The organism is Paenarthrobacter sp. 10L420, assembly GCF_056395385.1.
Window position 1 is genome coordinate 166,833 of the sequence record NZ_JBFTJK010000015.1, and the last position, 20,439, is coordinate 187,271.

A 20,439-nucleotide genomic window follows, 5' to 3' on the forward strand; every position below is an offset into this window, starting at 1 on the left:
GTTGCCAAAAATTGCCAATTCAGTGCAACAGCCAATTTGCCTGAACACCGAGGACTAGCTCAGCAGCCTTCCGCTGGACCCGCGCACCACGAGCTCGGTCTCCACGCTCACGGCTTCGCTGGGGGCATCGTGGCCTTGCAGCATGTCCAACAGAATGGTGACTGCACGGGTTCCGCACTCCCCAAGGGGTGAGCGCACTGTGGTTAAGGCTGGAGTAGTGAAGTCCGCGCCGAAGATATCGTCAAAGCCCACGATGCTGATCTGGTCTGGAACCCGCATCCCACCGGCCTGGAGTTCCTGCATCAAGCCGATGGCAAGGAGGTCGTTGTACGTGATGACCGCGGTCGCTCCGCTTTCCAGGACGTCGCGCGCTACCTGGCGGCCGCCGTCGACTGTGGGTTTGGACGATTCCAGGCGGACTGCACCCAGCTTTGACCAATCGCATGCCGCTTTAACGCCCTCCCAGCGGCGAGCCGTCATCCAGGACTGCTTTGGACCCGCAACATAGGCGAGGTTCTCATGGCCATTGGCGGCGAGGCTTCTGACCGCTTGGCTGATGCCCTTGTTGACGTCCGGCACCACACATGGGACGCCTTGGACCTCGCGGTTGATAACGACTACCGGCTTGTCCTCAGCCAGCGCGCGGATGTGGTCGTCATCCATGCGGGGGCTGGCCAGGATGAGGCCGTCCACGGTGTTCAGCAGGCGACGACCTGCCGTGACTTCCGTCTCTGGCGACTCTGCGGATTCAGCCAGGACCAGGGTGTAATCACGGGCCGAGCCAGTGGTTTCAGCGCCACGGATGATGTCAAAGAAGGTCGGATTGGTGATATCTGCAACGATCAGCCCAATGGTCTGCGTCCTTCCCGTTGGAAGCGCGCGGGCGAACGGGTTCACCTGGTAATTCAGTTGCTCGGCTGCATCCTCGATGATCTTCTGCGTCTTGGCACTCACCCTCCCGGGCTTGCTCAAGGCACGGGACACCGTGGAGGGGTTGACGCCTGCAAGCTTGGCGATGTCGTAGATGGTGGGTGAGGACTTCTCCCCCCGGCCGCGTTTGGTGGGGGTAGTGGCTGCTCCGGAGTTCGTCACGTCGGTCACCGCTCCATCGTAGACCTTTTGGCAACAAAATCAGGCCGGTTGCCATTCATTAATCATGGCAACCGGCCCAGCTTGGTTAAGAACGCTCGGGGAACTTGCCCTCTTCAGCGATGCGCTTGTTGAGTTCCCGGAGGAATTCATCCTCGTCAAAGTCCAGCGAGACTTCCTTGCCGGTCCAACTGGAGAGGTGGATGGCATTGGCCAAGCGGACGCCGTTGATTCCGTCCGAGCCCGGAGCAAGCAGAGGAGTGCCATCCAGAATGTTGGCCGCAAAGTTCTCCAGGACGCCGGCGTGCTGGCCGCCCCACGCAGACTCGAACTCGATAACCTCGCTGCTGTACAACTCCTCGCGGTTCAGCTGGCCCATAAAGAGCTTGCGGACATCATCCATGCCCATGGAATCGCTGATTTCCCGCTCCGGCTTGACCAGCCGGGTGACTGTGGCCACCTTGCTGTCCTCCACCACGATCTTGCCCTGGTCACCCAGGATTTCGAATCTGTCTGTTCCCACGATGTCGTGGGTGGCTGTCACGAAAACGCCGGTGGCGCCGTCGCCATAGTCCACTACTGCGGTGACTTCATCCTCGACGGCGATGTCGCGGCGGAAGCCGTACGCCACCTTGGAGTAGACGGACTGCGGGACGCCACAGATCCACTGCCACAGATCCAGCTGGTGCGGCGCCTGGTTGACCAGAACGCCGCCACCCTCGCCGCCCCACGTAGCCCGCCACTCGCTGGAGTTGTAGTAACCCTGCGGCCGCCACCAGTTGGTGATGATCCAGTTGGAGCGGCGGATCTTGCCAATCTCGCCGTTATCGACGATTTCCTTGAGCTTCTTGTAGAGCGGGTTGTTGCGCTGGTTGAACATGATGCCGAAGGAGAGCTCAGGCTTCGAAGCGGCGAACTCGTTCAGCTCCTTGACCTGCTTGGTGTAGACCCCGGCAGGCTTCTCCACCAGCGCATGAATGTCTCGCTTGAGTGATTCGATCCCCATCTCGGGGTGCAGGAAGTGCGGCACGCAGGTGATAACAGCATCAACTGAACCGCTTTCCAGCAGGGCTATGTAGTCGTCGTAGAACGGGACATCCGGGTACTGGGATGCGGCAAGTTCCTTCTTGGCAGGATCGATGTCGCAAATGGCGCCGATCTCCATGTTCGGGACCAAGCCGTCGGTGATGAACTTGGCGTAGGCGCCGCCTTGCTGGCCCAGGCCGATGATGCCGAGGCGTACTTTCGTGCTCATGGATGCAATCTCCTGTGTTGAAATCTAGAAAAGGTCGGCGTGGCCCATGGCCACCAGGTTGTCGTACGAGGTCTGGAGTGCATCCCAGACGGTCCGTCCATACAGTTCGTCCTGCTCCACCAGGAGATACCGGGCACCTGCGCCCAGGGCGGCAGGAATGATGGATGGGAAGTCCAGGTTGCCTTCGCCCACTTCGGCGAACTGCACTACATTCCGGAACTCCGCCATGAAGCCAGGGAAGTCGCCCTTCTCCAGGAGCCCGAAGGACGATTCCGGCATCTGGCCGATCCTGTAGTCCTTGAGGTGCACCATGGCAGTCTTGCCGGCGTACTTTTGGAGGGCGCGGATGGGATCCAGGCCGCCGCGCTGCACCCAGTGGACATCAATCTCCATACCCATGGCCGGGGAGTTTTCGGCGATGATATCCAGCATGTATTTGCCGTCGAACTTCGCGAACTCAATGTGGTGGTTGTGGTAGTAAAGGCTGATGCCGTGTTCCTGCAGCCGTTCGGCGTAGCCGTTGGCTTGCTTGGCGAATTCAACCACCGAATCCAAAGACTTCATTGCCCCGAACGGAAGCATGCCAATGCGCAGCAACGAGGTATCCAGGCGCTTGGCATCGTCCACGATCTTGTCGAAGTCGTCTGCCAGTGATTCCACGGGCATGCCCTTGCGGCCTTCAATATTGACCGAAAGCGCGGCAATGTCCATGCCCAGCTCCGTGCGGGAGCGGTCCAGCTCGCCCACATTCTCCGGGGTCATGGGGATCTGGGAAATTTCGACGGCGTTATAGCCGATCGCACTGACCTTGCGGAGCGTTTCGAATGCTCCCACATCAGCAAAACTGTCCTTCAGCATCATGGCTTGGACGCCTATTGTGGCCACTTTTTCCTCCGGGGTTTTCGGGCCCTTCCGGGCCCTGGATGTGTCATGGGATGCCTGGCCGTTCAGGCCACGGCACCTTGCTGTTCGATTTGGCTGTGTTGGTTCGCGAGCAAGCGATGGCGGTCTGCCCGGCGTTGTTCCTGGCGGTCAGGATCGGGCACGGGCGAGGCGAGCAACAGTCGCTGGGTGTAGGGGTGATCGGGATCGCGGGTGACCACCTCGGCGGGGCCTTGCTCCACGATTTCGCCGTGGTACATCACGGCTACGCGGTGGCTGATGTGCCGCACGACGTCCAGATCGTGGGAGACGAACAGGTACGAAACCCCGGTGTCCTTCTGGATCTGCAGGAAGAGGTCCAGAACGCGGGCCTGAGTGGAGAGGTCCAATGCACTGACCGGTTCGTCGCAGACGATGAGTTTGGGTGACAGTGCCAAAGCCCGGGCAATCGCAACGCGCTGGCGCTGGCCGCCACTGAACTCACGCGGTAGTCGGTGGATCGCGTCCGACGGCAGGCCCACCTGGTCCAGCAGTTCCTTGACGCGCTTCTTGGCCGCTGCGGATTCCATGCCTTGCACGCCCAGTGGTTCAGCCAGGATGTCGCCGATTTCCAGCGCCGGGTTCAGCGAAGTGTAGGGGTCCTGGAACACCACTTGGAGGTCCCTGCTCAGCGTCCGGCGTTCCTTGCGGGAGGCGTTGCTGATGTCGTTGCCTTCGAAAATCACCTTTCCGGAAGTGACGGGGGCGAGGCCCAGAACGGCCCTGCCCAAGGTGGTCTTGCCTGAACCGGACTCCCCCACCAGGCCAAGGGTCTCGCCCTGGCCAATAGTGATGTTGATGTCCGTCAGCGCCCGGAAAGGCTTGGCCCGGAACCTCTTGCTGGGGTACTCGACCACCAGGTTCTCCACGGACAGCAACGGGGCGCTTTGCGGTGATGTAACTGAGATGCTCATGCCACCGGCTCCTTCTGTGCTGCTGATCCAGGCTTGGATACCAGCATCGTCATGGGGGTCTTTCCTTCGAGCATGGACCCAAGAAGGGTCTGGGTGTACGGCTCTTTCGGGTTTCGGAGGATATCCCGGACGGTTCCTTCTTCAACAAGCCGGCCGTTCTGCATGACCACAACACGGTCGCAGAGATCGGCGACGACGCCGAAGTTGTGGGTCACCAGGATCACGCCGATGTTCAGTCGCTGCTGAAGCTCGCGCAGCAGGTCCAGCACATCCGCTTGGACGGTGACGTCCAGTGCCGTGGTGGGTTCGTCAGCAATCACCAAGTCCGGTTCGCAGCTGATGGCACCGGCGATGAGCACGCGCTGGGCCATGCCACCGGAAACTTCATGCGGGTAAGCGTTGAAGGTTAGTTCCGGGTTGGCAATACCGACGTCGGTGAGCAGCTTGAGCGCACGCTGGCGGGCTTCGGACTTCGAGATTCCCAAGACACGGACCATGGGCGTGACCAGCTGGTAGCCAATGGTGAAGGCCGGGTCCAGGTTACTCATGGGTTCCTGTGGAATGTACGAGATCCTCTTACCGCGCAGCTTGGACAACCGCTCCTGGCTGACGCGGTCCTCGCCCGGGGCAACGGTGTAGTTGCCGTCGAACTGGATGGAGCCGCCCACGATCCTGGCGTTGTCCGGCAGCAGGCCCAGGATGGAGAACGCGGTCTGGGACTTGCCCGAACCCGATTCACCCACGATGCCCAGGATTTCGCCGCGGTCCACGTGGAACGAGACGTCGTCCACTACTTTTTTGATGTAACCATCAGCCTGCGGATATCCGACGCCGAGGTTGGTCACCTTGACCAGGTGGTGTTCGGTTCCGGTCTCGACGGCGGCCACGGACTTACGTGACTGGCGCGCCTTGGCGGGTTCCGCCGTCGTGCGTTCTGCAGCATTACGTTCAGCTTTGGCGACCTTCTTCTTGCGGTGCTTGATCTTTTCGCCGTCTTCCAGGGCGTCGCGGATGGCGTTGCCAAGCAGGACGAGTCCACCGATGGTGAGTGCCATGGCAAGTGCCGGCCAGAGAAGCAGGGTCGGCGTCAGATAGACGTTCTTGAAGCCTTCCGAGAGCATGACGCCCCAGGTTGCCTTGGTGGGATCCCCAAGTCCCAGGAATTCAAGGCCGGACTGGATGGCGATGGCCACGCCCGCGATTGCTGCGGTCTGGATGATGATGGGTGCGCGGACCACGGAGAAGATATGGCGGGCGATGATGCTCATGTCCGAAAGGCCGGAGACACGCGCGGCATCGACGTAGAGCTCGTTGCGGACAGACTGGACTGCTGTGCGTGTCAACCGGAAGTAGGACGGGCTGATGAGGACGCCGAACGCGATCATGGAAATCCACACGGACGGGCCGAAGGCTGCGCGGATGGTAAGCAAAACGATCAGGCCGGGCAGGCTCATCAGGATGCTCACTACCCAGTTGGAGACCGCTTCGAACTTGCCTGCGTAGTAGCCGGCGATCAGGCCCGCGGGGAGTCCGATGGCGATGGCCACACCTGCGCACAGCAGGGCGGACACCAGGGTGAGCTGGGAGCCGAAGAGCAGGCGGCTCCAGGTATCGCGTCCGGCGCTGTCAGTACCCAGGATATTCACCGAGTCCGGAGCGGCCAACGTCTTGGAGATGTTGGCGAAGTTCTCCTCAAAGGGAGCCAGGACCGGGGCGAAAATAGCCAACAAGGCGATGCTGCCCAGGATGACCAGCGAAGCGATACCCAGGGGGTTCCTGATGAGGCGGCGCATCACGCCGGAACGGACCACGGTACCGCTTTGTCCATCGGGGACCTTCGCTGCCACACCCATGGAGTCGGGACTTGCGGAAATTGCCGCTGAATCTACGGAATCGCTCATGACACACGTACTTTCGGGTTGAGCCAACCATTGAGAATGTCCACCAGGAGGTTCACCACGATGACCACCACCACGGTGTACATCACCACTCCCATGACTACGGGAAGATCGGACTGGCCTGTTGCAGTAACTGCGAGGGGACCCATTCCGGGGAGGGCGAAGATCTGCTCGATGATCACCACGCCTCCCAGCATGCCGATCAATTGCAGGCTCAATACTGTGAGGCCGGCCGGAGCGGCGCTGCGGAGCACATGCTTGAAGAGGATTTCACGCTCTCCAATGCCCCGGCTTCGCAACGTGCGGACGTAGTCACGCTCGAGCTGCTTGATCACGGCACTGCGGATTTGCTGTGCCCCGCCGGTAACACCGTTGATGAGCAGGGCGATGACCGGAAGGGTCATGGAGTACACCCAGGCCTCAGGTCCCACCTCGGGCGAGATAGTGCTGGTGGCCGGGAAGAGGCCCAGCTGGATGGCAAGGATAGTCACAAGGAACACGCCGATCACGTATCCGGGGATGGAGTCGCCGATGATGGCACCCACCTGGACTGCCCTGTCCACCCAGCCGCGCTTGACGGCTGCAGCAACGCCGATCAGAGCCGCGCAGATGGCGATCAGGATCATTGCGGAGAAAACCATGGTCATGGTCACCGGGATCCGGGTGGCCAAGGAGTTGGCCACCGGCTCCGACGTGAACCACGAGGTTCCAAGGTTTCCGCTCAAGGCATCGCCCAACCAGGCGAAATAGCGCGTTGCAAGTGGCTGGTCGAGACCGAGCTCCTGTTCCTTCATGGCCACCTGTTCAGGTGTGGCTTGGTCACCCAGGATATTTTGGGCGATGCTTCCGCTGGAGGTGTACAGCAGGATGAAGGTGAGAGCCGAGACTACGAACAACACCACCAGTCCGCTGCCCAGCCTTTTCGCAATGAACTTGATCATGGGTTCCTACTTGGCGGGCGAGTAGTTATAGATGGACGGAACGGCCTGCTGTACTTGCGGGGTGACGTTCACTTTGTCGTTGTGGTAGTACATCTGGTTCACGCGGAAGAGCGGGGCGAACCATGCCTGTTCCACAACATACTTGTTGACTTCCTGGGCCAGCTTGCCGGCCTCGTCGCCACCTGTGCGCACAGCCTGGATCTTCGCCTCAAGCTCAGGCGTGGTGTTCTTGAAGGGGTTGTACAACGCCTTGGTGGAGACGATCTGGTCGATCGCAACGGTGGGCTCACCCTGGAAGAGGTTGAAGAAGAGCGCCTGGTACTTCTGTGCCGCGACGTCCGCTGTGAACGTGTTGGTGATGGCGGCGCCCGGTTTCAGGGTGATTCCAACGTCTGCGAGTTGTTGCTGCATGACCGAGATAAGGGTTTCAGCTCCAGGCAGGGTGGGAACGTCAAGGGTTACCTTGCCCTCGAAACCGGAGTCCTTCAACAGTTGCTTGGCCTTGGCGGGATCATAGCTGTAGTAGTTCTCCAGCTCCTCCGTCCAGGCACCACTTTCCTTGCCGAACGGCTGCGAAGTGGGCGTGCCTTGGCCCAGCATGACCTGGTCCAGAATGGTCTTGCGGTCGAACGCATAGTTGATGGCCTGACGGACCTTGACGTTGGCAAGTGCCGGGTTCTTGGTGCCGTCCCGGTCCAGAAGGAGCAAACCGGACCAGTCAACCTGGTTGGTTTCGAGCTTCATCTTGGCACCCTCTGCCTGCTTGCCGTTCTTGGGATCCAGGAGCGTGGCATCAATCTGGCCGGAAACCAGAGCATTGGTGCGGGCCGTTGGATCGGTGAGGATCTTCAGGGTGAGCTTCTTGTACTTCTGCAGGTCCTTGTTCCAGTATCCCTCGCGGGCAGTGAAGACCGTCTGGGAGTCTTTCACGGATGCTGCTTTGTCCATCACGTAGGGTCCCGAACCAACCGGTACAGTCTTGATCGCATCAGTGCCGAGCGCTGCGGGGCTGCCCATCAGGCCGGCGGCCTGGCTCAGGAAATACTCCAAGGCCGGCTCTGGAGCGCTGAGGTTGATGTCAATGGTGTCCTCGTCCACCACGGCGATGTCCGATACCGATCCGAGCTGGGCCATCTGCGGGCCGTTGGCCTTCTTGAAGTGGTCCAGGTTGGCCTTGGCTGCTGTGGCGTCGAACTTGGCGCCGTCGCTGAACGTGACGTCCTTCCGGAGGTCCACAGTGAGTTTGGTATTAGTGTCGTTGTACTTCCACGCGGTGGCCAGCATGGGCCTGAGCTTGCCATCCGGTTCGCGCAGGATCAGGGAGTCATAGGCTGCTTGATATGGCTGCAGTGCGTGGCCGACGTGAGCCTGGGCAGGATCCCACGAAGTAATGTCACGGAGCGTGCCCAGCGTCAAGGCTGTGACAGTCTTTCCGCCACCAGCGTTTGAACCGGCTCCGGCGCCTCCGCCGCCACATGCGGTGAGCGCCAGGGAGGCGCTGAGTACGAGGGCGGCTGCTGCCGCCTTTGGACCTAACTTCATTGTCGGCTCCTACTGAATCTTGGCCTGATGCGAATCAGAACGAAGGGTGTGGTGTGAACCACATTTTTGTGGGTGTGGGACTTACATTACGGAAGTAATCCGGGCTTGGCAACCGATTGTCAAAAGTTTCTGAAAATGTTGCCAAGTTGCCAGGACGCTCGGCGGGGTTCCCTGAATTGGAGACGAAAACGGCCGGAAACCCCCAATGGCTCCCGGCCGGAATCGCCGGCAGGCACTGCTGCGTTCAGCTCACCCGTTCCAACTGGTCCGGATAGCTCTGTGCATAAATATCCTTGACGATCCGGAGCGACTTTCCTGCCTCTGCAGGACTTATCCAGAAAGGTCCGTCGTTCTTGAGTCCGGCGTAAAAGTCCTTGATCAGGAGATCATGCGAGACGCCCCAATAGGACCTGCCGCCCGTTTCCGCCACCCGCTCCGGGATGACATCCACGGTGCCGTCGTCGTAAGTCACAGTGAGGTCCCCGCGCAGGCTGAGCGTCGCCTTTTCGGTCACGATGTCCAGCGCTACCGGCGCATTGACCGCGTTTGCCAAAGTTGCATAGAAGACGCTGCGGGCACCGTTCACGTGCTCGGCAACAAACTCCGCGGTGTCTTCCACCTCAATCACGCCGCCCAGAGATCGGGTCGACGCTCGGCCTCCCACCTTGGCAACATCGCCAACCAACCACTGGAGCAAATCGACGGTATGGATTGCCTGGTTCATCATCAGGCCGCCCCCGCCCTCCAGCCAAGTGCCGCGCCAAGGCCGATCACGGTAGTAGTCGCCGTTCCGATGCCATAAGACGGTGGCCGATGCGCCGATTACCCGACCCAGCCCACCGCCGTCGAGCATTTTCCGCATTGCCTGCGACGTCACGTTGTAGCGGTTCTGGAAGCAGACGGCGATCTTCGCCTGGCTCCGTTCAGCCGCTTCAATAAGCCGCTTTCCCTCTTCAAGCGTGTGCGCGAGGGGCTTCTCGACGATTACATTGACGCCGCGCTCCAGGCAGTCGGCTGCCAGTGAGGCATGGAGGTGGTGTGGGGTACAAATATGTACGACGTCGGGACGCGCCTTCTCCAACATGTCCAGGTAGTCCGTGTACCCCGGCACGCTGTGGGCGGCTGCCGCCGCTTGCAACCGCTCCGGATCGGTATCGCATACCGCCACTAGTTGGACGTCGTCCAAGGTTGAGATCGCCGAAAAGTGGATCGTTGAGATGTCACCGCAACCGATGACTGCCGCTGTAGGCATTTCCTGCTCCTTTGAAGGATGGTGCTGGTGGGCTTGCGGTCGATCCGGCGGTCAGACCAGTTCGACGCCATTCCTGGCTGCCAGGGCTGCGAAAGCCCGCGCGGCGATGCCGAAGGCTACGGGTCCGGAGTACCCACCCAACTCGTGGGCGTTGTCGAGGTGCGGCTCCAGGGACGCGAAGCCTGTGAAACCGTCGGCCTGGAGTGCGGCAATTGTGGCATCAAGTTCGCCGTCGCCCTGCCCGGCAGGAACCACTTCGCCCGTATCGGCCAGGGCATCCTTTACCTGCAAGTACTCAAGGTACGGACGCAGCATTGCATAGCCCTCGGTGTAGGGCTTGACGCCTACCTGTACGAAGTTGGCGTTATCCCACGCCGCGCGGAGTGCCGGGGAGGCCACAGTCTCCATGATGTCCAGGACCCGCTCGGGTGTATCGCCGTAGATGCCTTTTTCGTTTTCGTGGAGCAGAACAATTCCACTGGCTTCAGCCTCTGCGGCCAATGCCCTCATGCGTTCCATTACGTCATCCCGGATTTCTTCCTGGCTCTGGCCTTCCGCGCGGTAGAAGGAGAAGATCCGGACGTACTTGGCGTCCAGGCCCTTGGCCACGGAGATGATCTGGCGGAGCCGGTTGACCTCATGCTCCACGGGAAGGCTGACGTCCACCTTGCCTATGGGGCTGGCAACAGCTGAGACTTTGAGGCCTTTTTCGTCAAAAATCCCCTTGAGTCGCTCTACTGCTTCCTTTTCGAGTTCGGACACATTCACGTCCCAGGCGCTGCGGACTTCGATGTGGCTGGCGCCCAGGGCCAGGAGCACAGCGGCCTGGACTGCGGGATCAGGGTCTATCTCATCACCGAAGCCGGACAGGCTCCACACGGCATTGGGTTGAGTCACGAAATCTCCTAGATAGTGCCTGTGGCGGCTTGTTCCTGACGCCGCCGCAGGGGTGCGGTGACATAGTTCACAGGCGGTGTTGTCCCCTGAGTTTAGCCAACTTGGCATCCTTATGACAACCGATTGCCATAATCTGCCATGCTGTGGCATTCTTGATAAACGGTGTGGCAGCAATCACAGCCGGATGACCCGTTGTTCAGAGAGGAACACCCATGGCGACGCAACCCGTGGCATCAAACCGGCCCGCCACCATCCATGACATCGCCGCCCTCTGCGGAGTCGCGGCGTCCACTGTCTCCCGGGCACTCACCAATCCGGACCGCGTCAATATCCGCACCCGGCAGCGGATCCAAGCTGCCGCCGTCGAACTTAAGTACACGCCAAACTCCCAGGCAAAGGCGCTGAGCTCAGGCCGGACCGGAGCAGTGGGCGTGCTGGTGCCGGATATCACCAACCCGTTCTACTTCGATCTCATTCGCGGCACGCAGTTGCAACTCAAGGCTGCCGGGTACACGCAGTTACTGGTGGACACCGAGGAATCCGATGAAGTGGAGGCCAGCACCCTTGAGCAGCTGCGCAAGAGTGCTGATGGCGTGATCGTCGCAGCCTCCCGCTTGAATGACGAGTCACTCGCCGCTGCCGCCGCCAAGATGCCCATGGTCACGGTGAACCGGGACGTCGGCGGCGTTCCTGCAGTCATCATCGATACTCCATCGGCCATGCCGCAGGCGTTGGATCACCTTATTTCGCTGGGGCACACATCCGTGGCCTACGTAGCCGGACCTGCAGTCTCGCAATCGAGCGCCCGACGCTGGGTGGCATTGTCCGAAGCCGCCGAGGACCGTGGGGTGGACGTTCGCAGCCTCGGCCCTTTTGCGCCGAAGACGCAATCCGGCGCCGCCGCTGCCGATGCCGCAGTCCACAGTGGAGTGACTGCCTGCATTGTGTTCAACGACCTCATAGCGATCGGCATGCTGCAGCGGCTTCGCGAGCGCGGCCTGCGCGTGCCAGAAGATATGAGCATAGTGGGCTGTGACGATATCTTTGGGGCTGATTTCTGCAACCCCCCGCTCACCACAATGAGCTCACCCATTGAGCAAGCAGGCCGTGTGTCCGTGTCCATGCTGCTGGCCCAGCTGAACCCGTTGGCGGGGGGGCGGTAACCGCAGCCGCTCCGTCATGCCCACCCATCTCACGGTCCGCGGTTCCACAGGCCCCGTCCCGGCCTAGGTCCCGCCCAGCGGTTGCTCTCTCACGTCCTGCCCGTTTCGGACGGTTGCTCTCTCACGTCCTGCCCGTTTTGGGCGGTTGCTCTCTCACGTCCCGCCGGTTTTGGGCGTTTGCTCTCTCACGTCCTGCCCGTTTCGGGCGTTTGCTCTCTCACGTCCTGCCCGTTTCGGGCGGTTCCGCTCTCACGTCCTGCCCGTTTCGGGCGGTTGCTCTCTCACGTCCTGCTCGACGGCGGGATGGCCGCCGTCGCTAAAGTCCGACGTCGACACTCACTGCGAGTAGTAGGCCTGGGATGAGAAGGCCCCTGGCCGAAAACGAGCGGTGAAGGTTGAGGTCGAGTTCCTGGGTGAAGCCAACGTCTTCTTGCCACCAAACAAAAGTAAAGGACTTCTTCGAGTACTAAGCGGAGTAGGCCACGGGTCACCGCGATGGGCGTCGAAGCCTGTGGGAGGTGAGAGACCGGTGGCCAAAAGCCGTTTGGACATGAGAGAACGATCGCCAAAAGCCCGTGGGAAGTGCGAGAGGATCCGGGGGTTATTTCCACCAGGTATCGAAGATCGTGACCGGCACCGTGCGCTTGTGACGCGTGCGGAGGTACTTCTGTTCGATGATTTCCGCGACGCCCTCGGGAACTTCGCGGCCTTCAAGGTAGTCGTCGATCTGGTCGTACGTGACTCCGAGCTCGTCTTCATCGGTACGGCCCGGCTTGTCGTCCAGGAGGTCAGCTGTGGGAACCTTCTGCCAAAGCCGCGCGGACGCGCCAAGTTCGGCCAGAAGTTCGCGGTTCTGGCGTTTGTTCAGGCCGAACAGCGGCAGGATATCCGCACCGCCGTCGCCATATTTGGTGAAGAAGCCTGTGACGGACTCGGCGCCGTGGTCTGTGCCGATGACCAAGTAATTGTGTTCGCCGGCCAGTGCATACTGGGCAACCATGCGTGCGCGGGCCTTGGTGTTGCCCTTGTGGAAGTCGGAGATTTCAGCGCCGGTGGCTTTCTCGAACTCTTCCTCGAATCCATCCACTGCGCGGGAGATGTTGAAGGTCCGCTCGTTTTTGGCCTTGATGAAGTCCAAGGCGGCTTGGGCGTCGTCTTCGTCGTGCTGGATGCCGTAGGGGAGACGCATCGCGACGAAGTTCGCGTTGACGCCTTCAGCTTCCAGTTCCTCGACTGCCAGCTGCGCCAATCGGCCGGCAAGAGTGGAATCAAGTCCACCGGAGATGCCGAGCACAAAGCCGTTGGTGCCCGTGGCTTTCACATATTCTTTCAGGAACGTGACCCGTTTGCGGACCTCCTCTTGGGGATTGATCCGGGGCTGGACGCCCATTTCCTCGATGATCTTGGCCTGGAGTTCGCGCATGTGTCCAACACTAGTCAGCCCCATGACAAAGGCTCAACCATATTGCGCCGTGATTCGGCCTCGCTGTGATTCGGCCGCGGCGTGATTCGGCCCGGCGTGATTCGGCCCGGCGTGATTCGGCCCGGCGGCATTGGACGTGAGAGAGCGATGACAAAAAACCCGCAGGACCTGATGGAACGACCCTGAAAAACCCGTCCGACGTGAGAGAAGGATTGCCGATAAACCGCAGGACGTGAGAGAAGGATCGCCAAAAAGCAGCAGGACGTGAGAGAACGTCAGGCGAGGAAGCCGCGCAGCAGTGAAGCCGTTCCCTCCAGGTGTTCGATGGTGGCCCGTTCAGCGGCGGGGGCATCGCCGCGCAGGATAGCCTCGGCGATCTCGGTGTGTTGTTCGTTGGCGTGCTCGAGGTTGGTGCTGAGTAAGGGGATCCGGTCCAGGAGTTCGTTGAGCCTGGATCGGGTTTCGGCCACCGCGCCCACCAAGCTTGCGGAGCCGGACAATTCGGCGACGGCGATATGGAACCGGGCATCGCGGGGCCGGTAGCCCACGGCGGGGGAAGCGCTCACTTCAGAGAGGCAGACCTGCAGGTGCCTCCGGGCAGCCGCGGAGAGGTCCGCTTTGGCGGCCAAAGAAGCAGCGGCAGGCTCGATGATGGACCTGAACAGCAGGACGTCCTCCACCTCGGCAGGATCGAGCGGCCCTTGGTCCGGCTGGCGCTGGACTGCCGTTGTGGAGACATACGTACCGCCGTACCGGCCACGCTGGACTTCCAAATAGCCGGCACTCTGCAACTCCCCCAACGCATCCCGAAGCGTGGCGCGGCTGACACCTAATTGTTCGGCCAGTTCGCGCTCGGGCGGCAGTTTTTCGGCGGGAGCAAAGATCCCCAGCTTGATGGTCTGCAGGATGTGTTCGATGGTCTCTTCGAACGCGTTGCCGCCCCTGACTGGGCGCAGCATCGAGAACGACGGGCCAAACGGTGAGTCCGGCACGGCATCTCCTTCCACGGAATGCGGGCTGCGCCCATCAGTGAGGTCATTCACCGATCAGTGAGGCCGTTCACACGGCGCTGCTGCCTCCATGCTACCCACGCCAACCACTAAAGGTCACCAAAAAAACCATTGGACACGCCCTCAATAGTGATCCAAGTCATCAGGTTTTTCAGAAAAGTCTTGACTCGTGGCGAATCACGCTCCAGACTTTGAAGCACACTTTGGACTGAAAACAGTCCTTTAGGATCTGGAAGATCCCCCGCTCGACTTTTCCCAGAAGCATTCCTCAGACGATAGGAACACGCATGGAAACAGTGCACCAGCCGCCCGGCGGCGAGGATGAGTATTTGCAGCACCGGCGCCTCAAACGGGGTGCCGCCGGATGGGTTCTTCTCGCAGGGCTCGGGGTGGCCTACGTGATCTCCGGCGATTTCGCGGGCTGGAACCTGGGCCTGGCACAAGGAGGCTGGGGCGGCCTGCTGATCGCCTTCCTGCTCATGGCCGTCATGTACACGTGCATGGTTTTCGGGCTCGCTGAACTTTCATCAACGCTCCCGACGGCGGGGGCCGGCTATGCGTTCGCCCGCCGAGCCCTGGGGCCACTCGGGGGATTCGCGACAGGTATGGCGGTCCTCATCGAATACGCGGTGGCCCCGGCAGCTATTGCCACCTTCATCGGCGGCTATGTGGAGGCGCTTGGCCTCTTCGGCCTCACCAACTCATGGCCGGTCTACCTGGTCACCTACGTCATCTTCATCGGAATCCACATCCGCGGAGTCGGCGAAGCATTGAAGATCATGTTCGCCATTACCGCGGTGGCAACCATCGCCCTGGCCGCCGCCGTCGTCGGCCTGCTTCCCAAGTTCGATTCCGCCCGGCTGTTCGATATTGTTCCCGATGGATCGGCAGGCTCCAGCGCCTTCCTGCCCATGGGTATCAGCGGCATCCTGGCGGCGCTGGTCTACGGAATCTGGTTCTTCCTGGCGGTGGAGGGCGTTCCCCTCGCGGCCGAGGAAACGTCCAATCCCAAGCGGGACATGCCCCGGGGAATCATTGTGGCCGTCATTATCCTGGTCATCTTTGGCGCACTCATGCTGGTCCTGGTCCCGGGTGCAGCCGGCTCGCAAGCCATGAGCGAATCGGACAACCCCCTTCCTGAAGCACTACGCATTGCCTACGGTGGCAACACTTTCCTGGCCGACTTCATCAACTACGCCGGCCTGGCCGGACTGGTAGCCAGCTTCTTCTCCATCATTTACGCCTACTCACGGCAGCTGTTTGCCCTGTCCCGGGCCGGGTACCTGCCCCGCTGGCTCTCCCTGACCGGCGCCCGGCGCACCCCGTACTGGGCATTGATCGTCCCGGGCACGGTCGGCTTCCTGCTGGCTGCCCTGACCCAGGATGGTGCTTTGCTCATCAACATCGCAGTCTTCGGCGCCACGGTTTCCTACGTCCTGCTGAACCTCTCGCATATCGTCCTTCGCAAGAAGGAACCCAACCTGGAACGCGGCTACAGGACGCCGGGCGGGATCGTCACGACGTCGATTGCCTTGGTCCTGTCCGCGGTGGCAGTCGTGGCGACGTTCGTCGTCGACGTCTTTGCCGCTTCCATCACGGCAGCGATTTTTGCCGCTGCCCTCCTTTACTACTGGCTCTACAGCCGGCACCGGATCGTGGCGGGCGCACCCGAAGAAGAGTTCGCCCAACTCGCCATGGCCGAGGCCGAGCTGAAGTAACAGCCAGCAGAACCTGACATCCACTCACAGAACCACACTGCGGAGACATCATGAATTCCCACATCCAAGAGTCCAGCCGGAACCGGCAGCTCACCGTCGACGAACTGCGCGAATCTGTAGCAACCGGCGAAATCGATACCGTCATTGTCGCCATCACGGATGCGCTGGGTCGCCTCCAGGGTAAGCGTTGTGGTGCACGCTCCTTCCTCGAAGACGTTCTGGACCACGGCGCAGAGGGCTGTAACTACCTGCTGGCCGTGGATGTCGAAATGCAAACCGTGGACGGTTACGCGATGTCGTCCTGGGAGACCGGGTACGGCGACATGGTAATGATGCCGGACATTTCAACCCTTCGGAGAGTCCCTTGGCTCGACGGCACAGCCATTGTGCAGTGCGATGTCCTGTGGACGGACCGGACGCCGGTAACCGCATCACCACGGCAGATCCTGAAGGCCCAAATCGAGCGGCTCGAAAAGCTGGGCTACCGTGCCCACGCAGGGACCGAGCTGGAGTTCCTGATGTTCGATGACTCCTACAACCAGGCGTGGCAGAAGAACTACACGGGCCTCGCGCCGTCGACGCAGTACAACGTGGACTACTCGCTCCTTGCCACAGCCCGGTTGGAACCAGTGATCCGCTCCATCCGCAACAACATGGAAGCCGCAGGCCTGGTGGTCGAGTCGTCCAAGGGCGAGTGCAACCTCGGCCAGCAGGAAATCACGTTCCGCTTCGATGAAGCCCTCGCCGCCTGCGATAAGCACACGTTCTACAAGAACGGCGCCAAGGAAATCGCGGACCAGCACGGCAAGAGCATCACGTTCATGTCCAAGTTCAACGAACGTGAAGGCAACTCCTGCCACATCCACTTCAGCCTCACCGACCTGGACGGGAACCCCGTGCTGGCGGGCGACGGCGAATACGGCTTCAGCCCGCTGATGGAACGGTTCGTTGCCGGTCAACTCGCGGCGCTGCGCGAACTCGCCTATTTCCTGGCACCTAACATCAATTCCTACAAACGCTTCGTGGAGGGCAGCTTCGCCCCAACAGCGATCGCCTGGGGCTTGGACAACCGCAGCTGCGCACTCCGCGTGGTGGGCCACGGCCGGGGCCTCCGCACTGAGAACCGTGTGGGCGGCGGCGATGTGAACCCCTACCTCGCGGTGGCCGCAATGATCGCCGCTGTCATCCATGGCATCGAGAACGATCTTCAGTTGCCGGCAATCACCAAGGGCAATGCCTACGAGTCCGACGCGGAACGGCTGCCCACAACCTTGCGGGACGCGCGGGACCTCCTGGCCGAGAGCAGCATTGCGCGCAAGGCATTCGGCGACGACGTGGTGGACCACTACGTCCACGCCGCCAACGTGGAGCTCACCGCTTATGACAGCGCCATCACAGATTGGGAGCGGGTCCGTGGCTTCGAACGTCTCTGAAACCTACGGGCAACCGTACAAGCCCAGAATCGCGCTCACCAGTTACCTTCAGGACGCCTCCTGGGGAGTGTGGAATACGACGGCGGCGATTCTCCCCGGATCGTACGTGGAGGCGGTGGTCGCAGCCGGAGCAACACCTATCCTGCTGCCTCCGCTGGGCACCGACGAATCCGTGCTGGATCTGGTGGATGGCTTGATCGTGGTGGGAGGTCCCGACGTCGATCCTTCCCTGTACGGTCAGGCACCGCATCCCACCACCAAGCCCCAACCACTGCGGGACAAGCATGACTCAGCGCTGATCCGTGCCGCGCTTGAAAGAGAGCTTCCCCTGTTCGCGATTTGCCGGGGAGCGCAGCTCCTCAACGTGGTTTTGGGCGGAACGCTGATCCAGCACATCCCTGACATCCTTCCCGGCAGCAACACTCAACCAGCACCAGGGGTCTATGGTGAGGCGGCATTCGACACCACGCCGGGCAGCCTCATCCACCACCTCCTGGGTGATTCCGCCACTTCGCCGTGCTACCACCACCAGGCCATGGACGACGTGCCTGAAACCCTGCGGGTGACAGCCCGCTCCGCCGATGGCCTGGTGCAGGCCATTGAAACCACGGAGGGCGGCTGGGTTCTTGGCGTCCAGTTCCATCCGGAACACAACCCCCATGATCTCCGGCTGTTCCGCGGCTTTGTGGACGCCGCCGCCAGCTACCGCTCAGACCAGACCGCAACCATGAAAGCGATGTCCCCCGCATGACAGCAACAGTGTTTGATGTGATCAATCCGGCCACGGAGGAGGTCATCCAGACCGTTCCGCTCGCTGGCGTGGCCGAAACAGACGCCGCCATTGCCAAGGCAGCGGCCGCCTACGAGATGTGGCGGGCAGTTGCCCCCGCGGACCGGGCGTTGCTGCTGCGACGGTTCGCTGCCGCCGTCGACAATGACCTGGAGAACCTCGCGCAACTGGAGGTGCGCAACGCGGGCCACACCATTGGCAACGCCCGATGGGAAGCGGGCAACGTCCGCGACGTCCTCAATTACTACTCCGCCGCTCCGGAACGGCATTTCGGCCGCCAAATTCCTGTGGCAGGCGGCGTCAACATGACCTTCCACGAGCCGCTGGGCGTTGTTGGCATCATTGTTCCCTGGAACTTCCCGATGCCCATTGCCGGATGGGGATTCGCGCCCGCACTTGCGGCAGGCAATACGGTGGTGCTCAAACCGGCGGAGGTGACACCGCTGACCGCGATCCGCCTTGCTGAATTGGCTCTGGAAGCGGGCCTTCCTGAGGGCGTCTTCCAGGTGACTCCGGGCAAGGGTTCCGTGGTGGGTCAGCGGTTCGTCACGCATCCGGCGGTCAGGAAGGTGGTGTTCACCGGCTCAACCGGCGTTGGCAAGCAGATCATGGCAGGCTGCGCTGACCAGGTGAAGCGCGTGACGCTGGAACTCGGCGGCAAGAGCGCCAACATCATTTTCGACGACGCCGACCTTGAGATGGCTGCGGCCGCCGCCCCCGGCGGTGCTTTCGACAACGCCGGTCAGGACTGCTGCGCACGCTCCAGGATTCTCGTGCAGCGCAGCGTCTACGATCGCTTCCTGGAACTGTTGGAACCAGAGGTCCTTGGCATGCGTGTCGGAAACCCTGCAGATCCGGCCACCACCATGGGTCCGCTCATTTCGGCCCAGCAGTTGGACACGGTTTCCGCTTTCGTGCCCGATGGCGCCCCGGTCGCCTTCCAGGGGAAGGCGCCGGAAGGACCGGGTTTCTGGTTCCCGCCCACGGTGCTCACACCGGATCTGAAGGCGCCGTCCTTCACCGATGAAATCTTCGGCCCGGTTGTTGCAGTGGTCCCATTCGACGACGAAGCAGAGGCAATACGGATCGCCAACAACACCGAGTACGGCTTGTCCGGCTCCATCTGGACGTCCAAAGTGGACCGGGCACTCCGCGTTGCCCGGGGAGTCGAATCGGGCAACCTCTCCGTGAACTCCCATTCGTCCGTCCGGTACTCCACCCCGTTTGGCGGCTTCAAGCAGTCCGGCCTCGGCCGTGAGCTCGGCCCGGACGCCCTGGATGCCTTCAGTGAAGTCAAGAACGTCTTCATTTCCACCCAGTCCGCCTGATCTTTTTCCACTTTTTTCAAAACTTTTCAAAGGAGAGCACCCATGCAAGCAGTAGTTTCCAACCGTCTCGCCGGCCGCAGCGCAGTCATCACTGGTGGTGCCAGCGGCATCGGCCTGGCCACGGCACGCCGGATGGCAGCTGAGGGCGCCAACGTGGTGATCGCCGACATCGAACCGACCTCGGGGATTGCTGCCGCCAGCGAAGTGGGCGGCCTGTTCGTCAAAGTAGACGTGACCAGTGAAGAAGAAGTCCGCAACCTCTACGCCCAGACCAAGGAGACGTACGGCAGCGTGGACATCGCCTTCAACAACGCCGGTATCTCTCCCGCCGACGACGCTTCGATCCTGGATACCGGAATCGACGCCTGGCGCAGGGTGCAGGAAGTGAACCTGACCTCCGTTTACTACTGCTGCAAGTACGCCATTCCTTACATGCAGGAGCAGGGCAAGGGATCCATCATCAACACGGCATCGTTCGTGGCTGTCATGGGAGCGGCAACATCCCAGATTTCCTACAGCGCCTCGAAGGGCGGCGTCCTGTCCATGAGCCGGGAACTCGGCGTCGAGTTTGCACGGCAGGGCATCCGCATCAACGCCCTATGCCCGGGACCGGTGAACACTCCCCTGCTGAAGGAACTCTTCGCGAAGGATCCTGAGAAGGCAGCACGCCGCTTGGTGCATGTTCCTCTGGGCCGCTTCGCGGAACCGGAAGAGCTGGCTGCAGCCGTCGCGTTCCTTGCCAGCGATGACGCTTCCTTCATCACGGCCTCCACCTTCCTGGTGGATGGCGGCATCTCGGGCGCTTACGTCACTCCTCTCTCGTAGCATCTCTCCGGCTGCCCCTGCCCTCCTTGGGCGGGGGCAG

General features: G+C 61.4%; 16 protein-coding genes and 1 pseudogene. 6 read left to right on the plus strand and 11 right to left on the minus strand.

Translation table 11 applies throughout. From position 1 onward, the window contains the following. Window positions 1-54: 54 nt before the first annotated feature. From AC1DD5_RS19435 to AC1DD5_RS19475, 9 genes are all read right to left on the minus strand, one after another. Complete coding sequence (locus AC1DD5_RS19435; protein ID WP_442004138.1) at window positions 55-1,101, minus strand: LacI family DNA-binding transcriptional regulator; 1,047 nt, start codon at window positions 1,099-1,101, stop codon at window positions 55-57. A 76-nt stretch (window positions 1,102-1,177) separates the two neighbouring features. Beyond that, entirely contained in the window at window positions 1,178-2,344 is a 1,167-nt protein-coding gene (locus AC1DD5_RS19440; protein WP_477522445.1) for a Gfo/Idh/MocA family protein, read from the minus strand. Between the two features lie 24 nt (window positions 2,345-2,368). Continuing rightward, on the minus strand, window positions 2,369-3,229 hold the full coding sequence (locus tag AC1DD5_RS19445; protein WP_477522446.1) for a sugar phosphate isomerase/epimerase family protein: 861 nt from the start codon (window positions 3,227-3,229) through the stop codon (window positions 2,369-2,371). 62 nt (window positions 3,230-3,291) lie between these two features. Then, a complete protein-coding gene (locus AC1DD5_RS19450) occupies window positions 3,292-4,179 on the minus strand; it encodes an ATP-binding cassette domain-containing protein (protein ID WP_442004135.1) in 888 nt (295 codons plus the stop codon). Beyond that, window positions 4,176-6,080 (minus strand): dipeptide/oligopeptide/nickel ABC transporter permease/ATP-binding protein, encoded by a 1,905-nt coding sequence (locus tag AC1DD5_RS19455; protein WP_477522447.1) that lies wholly within the window; start codon window positions 6,078-6,080, stop codon window positions 4,176-4,178. The genes AC1DD5_RS19450 and AC1DD5_RS19455 overlap by 4 nt, the downstream gene beginning before the upstream one ends. Continuing rightward, window positions 6,077-7,018, minus strand: coding sequence for an ABC transporter permease (locus AC1DD5_RS19460; protein ID WP_442004133.1), 942 nt, complete (start codon window positions 7,016-7,018; stop codon window positions 6,077-6,079). The genes AC1DD5_RS19455 and AC1DD5_RS19460 overlap by 4 nt, the downstream gene beginning before the upstream one ends. A 6-nt stretch (window positions 7,019-7,024) precedes the next feature. Continuing rightward, window positions 7,025-8,560: an ABC transporter substrate-binding protein gene (locus tag AC1DD5_RS19465; protein ID WP_477522448.1), complete on the minus strand. Its 1,536-nt coding sequence runs from the start codon at window positions 8,558-8,560 to the stop codon at window positions 7,025-7,027. Window positions 8,561-8,804: 244 nt separating this feature from the next. After that, on the minus strand, window positions 8,805-9,812 hold the full coding sequence (locus AC1DD5_RS19470) for a Gfo/Idh/MocA family protein (RefSeq protein WP_477522449.1): 1,008 nt from the start codon (window positions 9,810-9,812) through the stop codon (window positions 8,805-8,807). A 51-nt stretch (window positions 9,813-9,863) separates the two neighbouring features. Then, window positions 9,864-10,709 carry a sugar phosphate isomerase/epimerase family protein gene (locus AC1DD5_RS19475; protein ID WP_477522450.1) on the minus strand — a complete coding sequence of 282 codons (846 nt, stop codon included), beginning with the start codon at window positions 10,707-10,709 and terminating at the stop codon, window positions 9,864-9,866. 212 nt (window positions 10,710-10,921) lie between these two features. On the opposite strand from AC1DD5_RS19475, the pseudogene AC1DD5_RS19480 reads away from it, so the two are divergent. Further along, window positions 10,922-11,939: pseudogene (locus AC1DD5_RS19480) on the plus strand (LacI family DNA-binding transcriptional regulator). Window positions 11,940-12,473: 534 nt separating this feature from the next. On the opposite strand, the gene nadE reads toward AC1DD5_RS19480, so the two are convergent. Beyond that, the gene (gene nadE, locus AC1DD5_RS19485; protein WP_477522451.1) at window positions 12,474-13,295 is read right to left on the minus strand and encodes an ammonia-dependent NAD(+) synthetase; all 822 of its coding nucleotides are present in this window, start codon (window positions 13,293-13,295) and stop codon (window positions 12,474-12,476) included. A 275-nt stretch (window positions 13,296-13,570) separates the two neighbouring features. After that, on the minus strand, window positions 13,571-14,287 hold the full coding sequence (locus tag AC1DD5_RS19490; protein WP_477516152.1) for a FadR/GntR family transcriptional regulator: 717 nt from the start codon (window positions 14,285-14,287) through the stop codon (window positions 13,571-13,573). A gap of 305 nt (window positions 14,288-14,592) precedes the next feature. Between AC1DD5_RS19490 and eat the strand changes: the two genes are divergently transcribed. The 5 genes from eat to AC1DD5_RS19515 are packed head-to-tail and all read left to right on the plus strand — an operon-like array spanning window position 14,593 to window position 20,399. Beyond that, on the plus strand, window positions 14,593-16,023 hold the full coding sequence (gene eat / locus AC1DD5_RS19495) for an ethanolamine permease (protein WP_477522452.1): 1,431 nt from the start codon (window positions 14,593-14,595) through the stop codon (window positions 16,021-16,023). 50 nt (window positions 16,024-16,073) lie between these two features. Further along, window positions 16,074-17,456: a glutamine synthetase family protein gene (locus tag AC1DD5_RS19500; protein ID WP_477522453.1), complete on the plus strand. Its 1,383-nt coding sequence runs from the start codon at window positions 16,074-16,076 to the stop codon at window positions 17,454-17,456. Continuing rightward, a complete protein-coding gene (locus tag AC1DD5_RS19505) occupies window positions 17,437-18,207 on the plus strand; it encodes a gamma-glutamyl-gamma-aminobutyrate hydrolase family protein (protein ID WP_477522454.1) in 771 nt (256 codons plus the stop codon). The genes AC1DD5_RS19500 and AC1DD5_RS19505 overlap by 20 nt, the downstream gene beginning before the upstream one ends. Then, window positions 18,204-19,574 carry an aldehyde dehydrogenase family protein gene (locus AC1DD5_RS19510; RefSeq protein WP_477522455.1) on the plus strand — a complete coding sequence of 457 codons (1,371 nt, stop codon included), beginning with the start codon at window positions 18,204-18,206 and terminating at the stop codon, window positions 19,572-19,574. Before AC1DD5_RS19505 ends, AC1DD5_RS19510 begins: the two co-directional genes overlap by 4 nt. A gap of 42 nt (window positions 19,575-19,616) precedes the next feature. Next, window positions 19,617-20,399 (plus strand): 3-oxoacyl-ACP reductase, encoded by a 783-nt coding sequence (locus AC1DD5_RS19515; protein WP_280626356.1) that lies wholly within the window; start codon window positions 19,617-19,619, stop codon window positions 20,397-20,399. Window positions 20,400-20,439 lie beyond the last annotated feature (40 nt).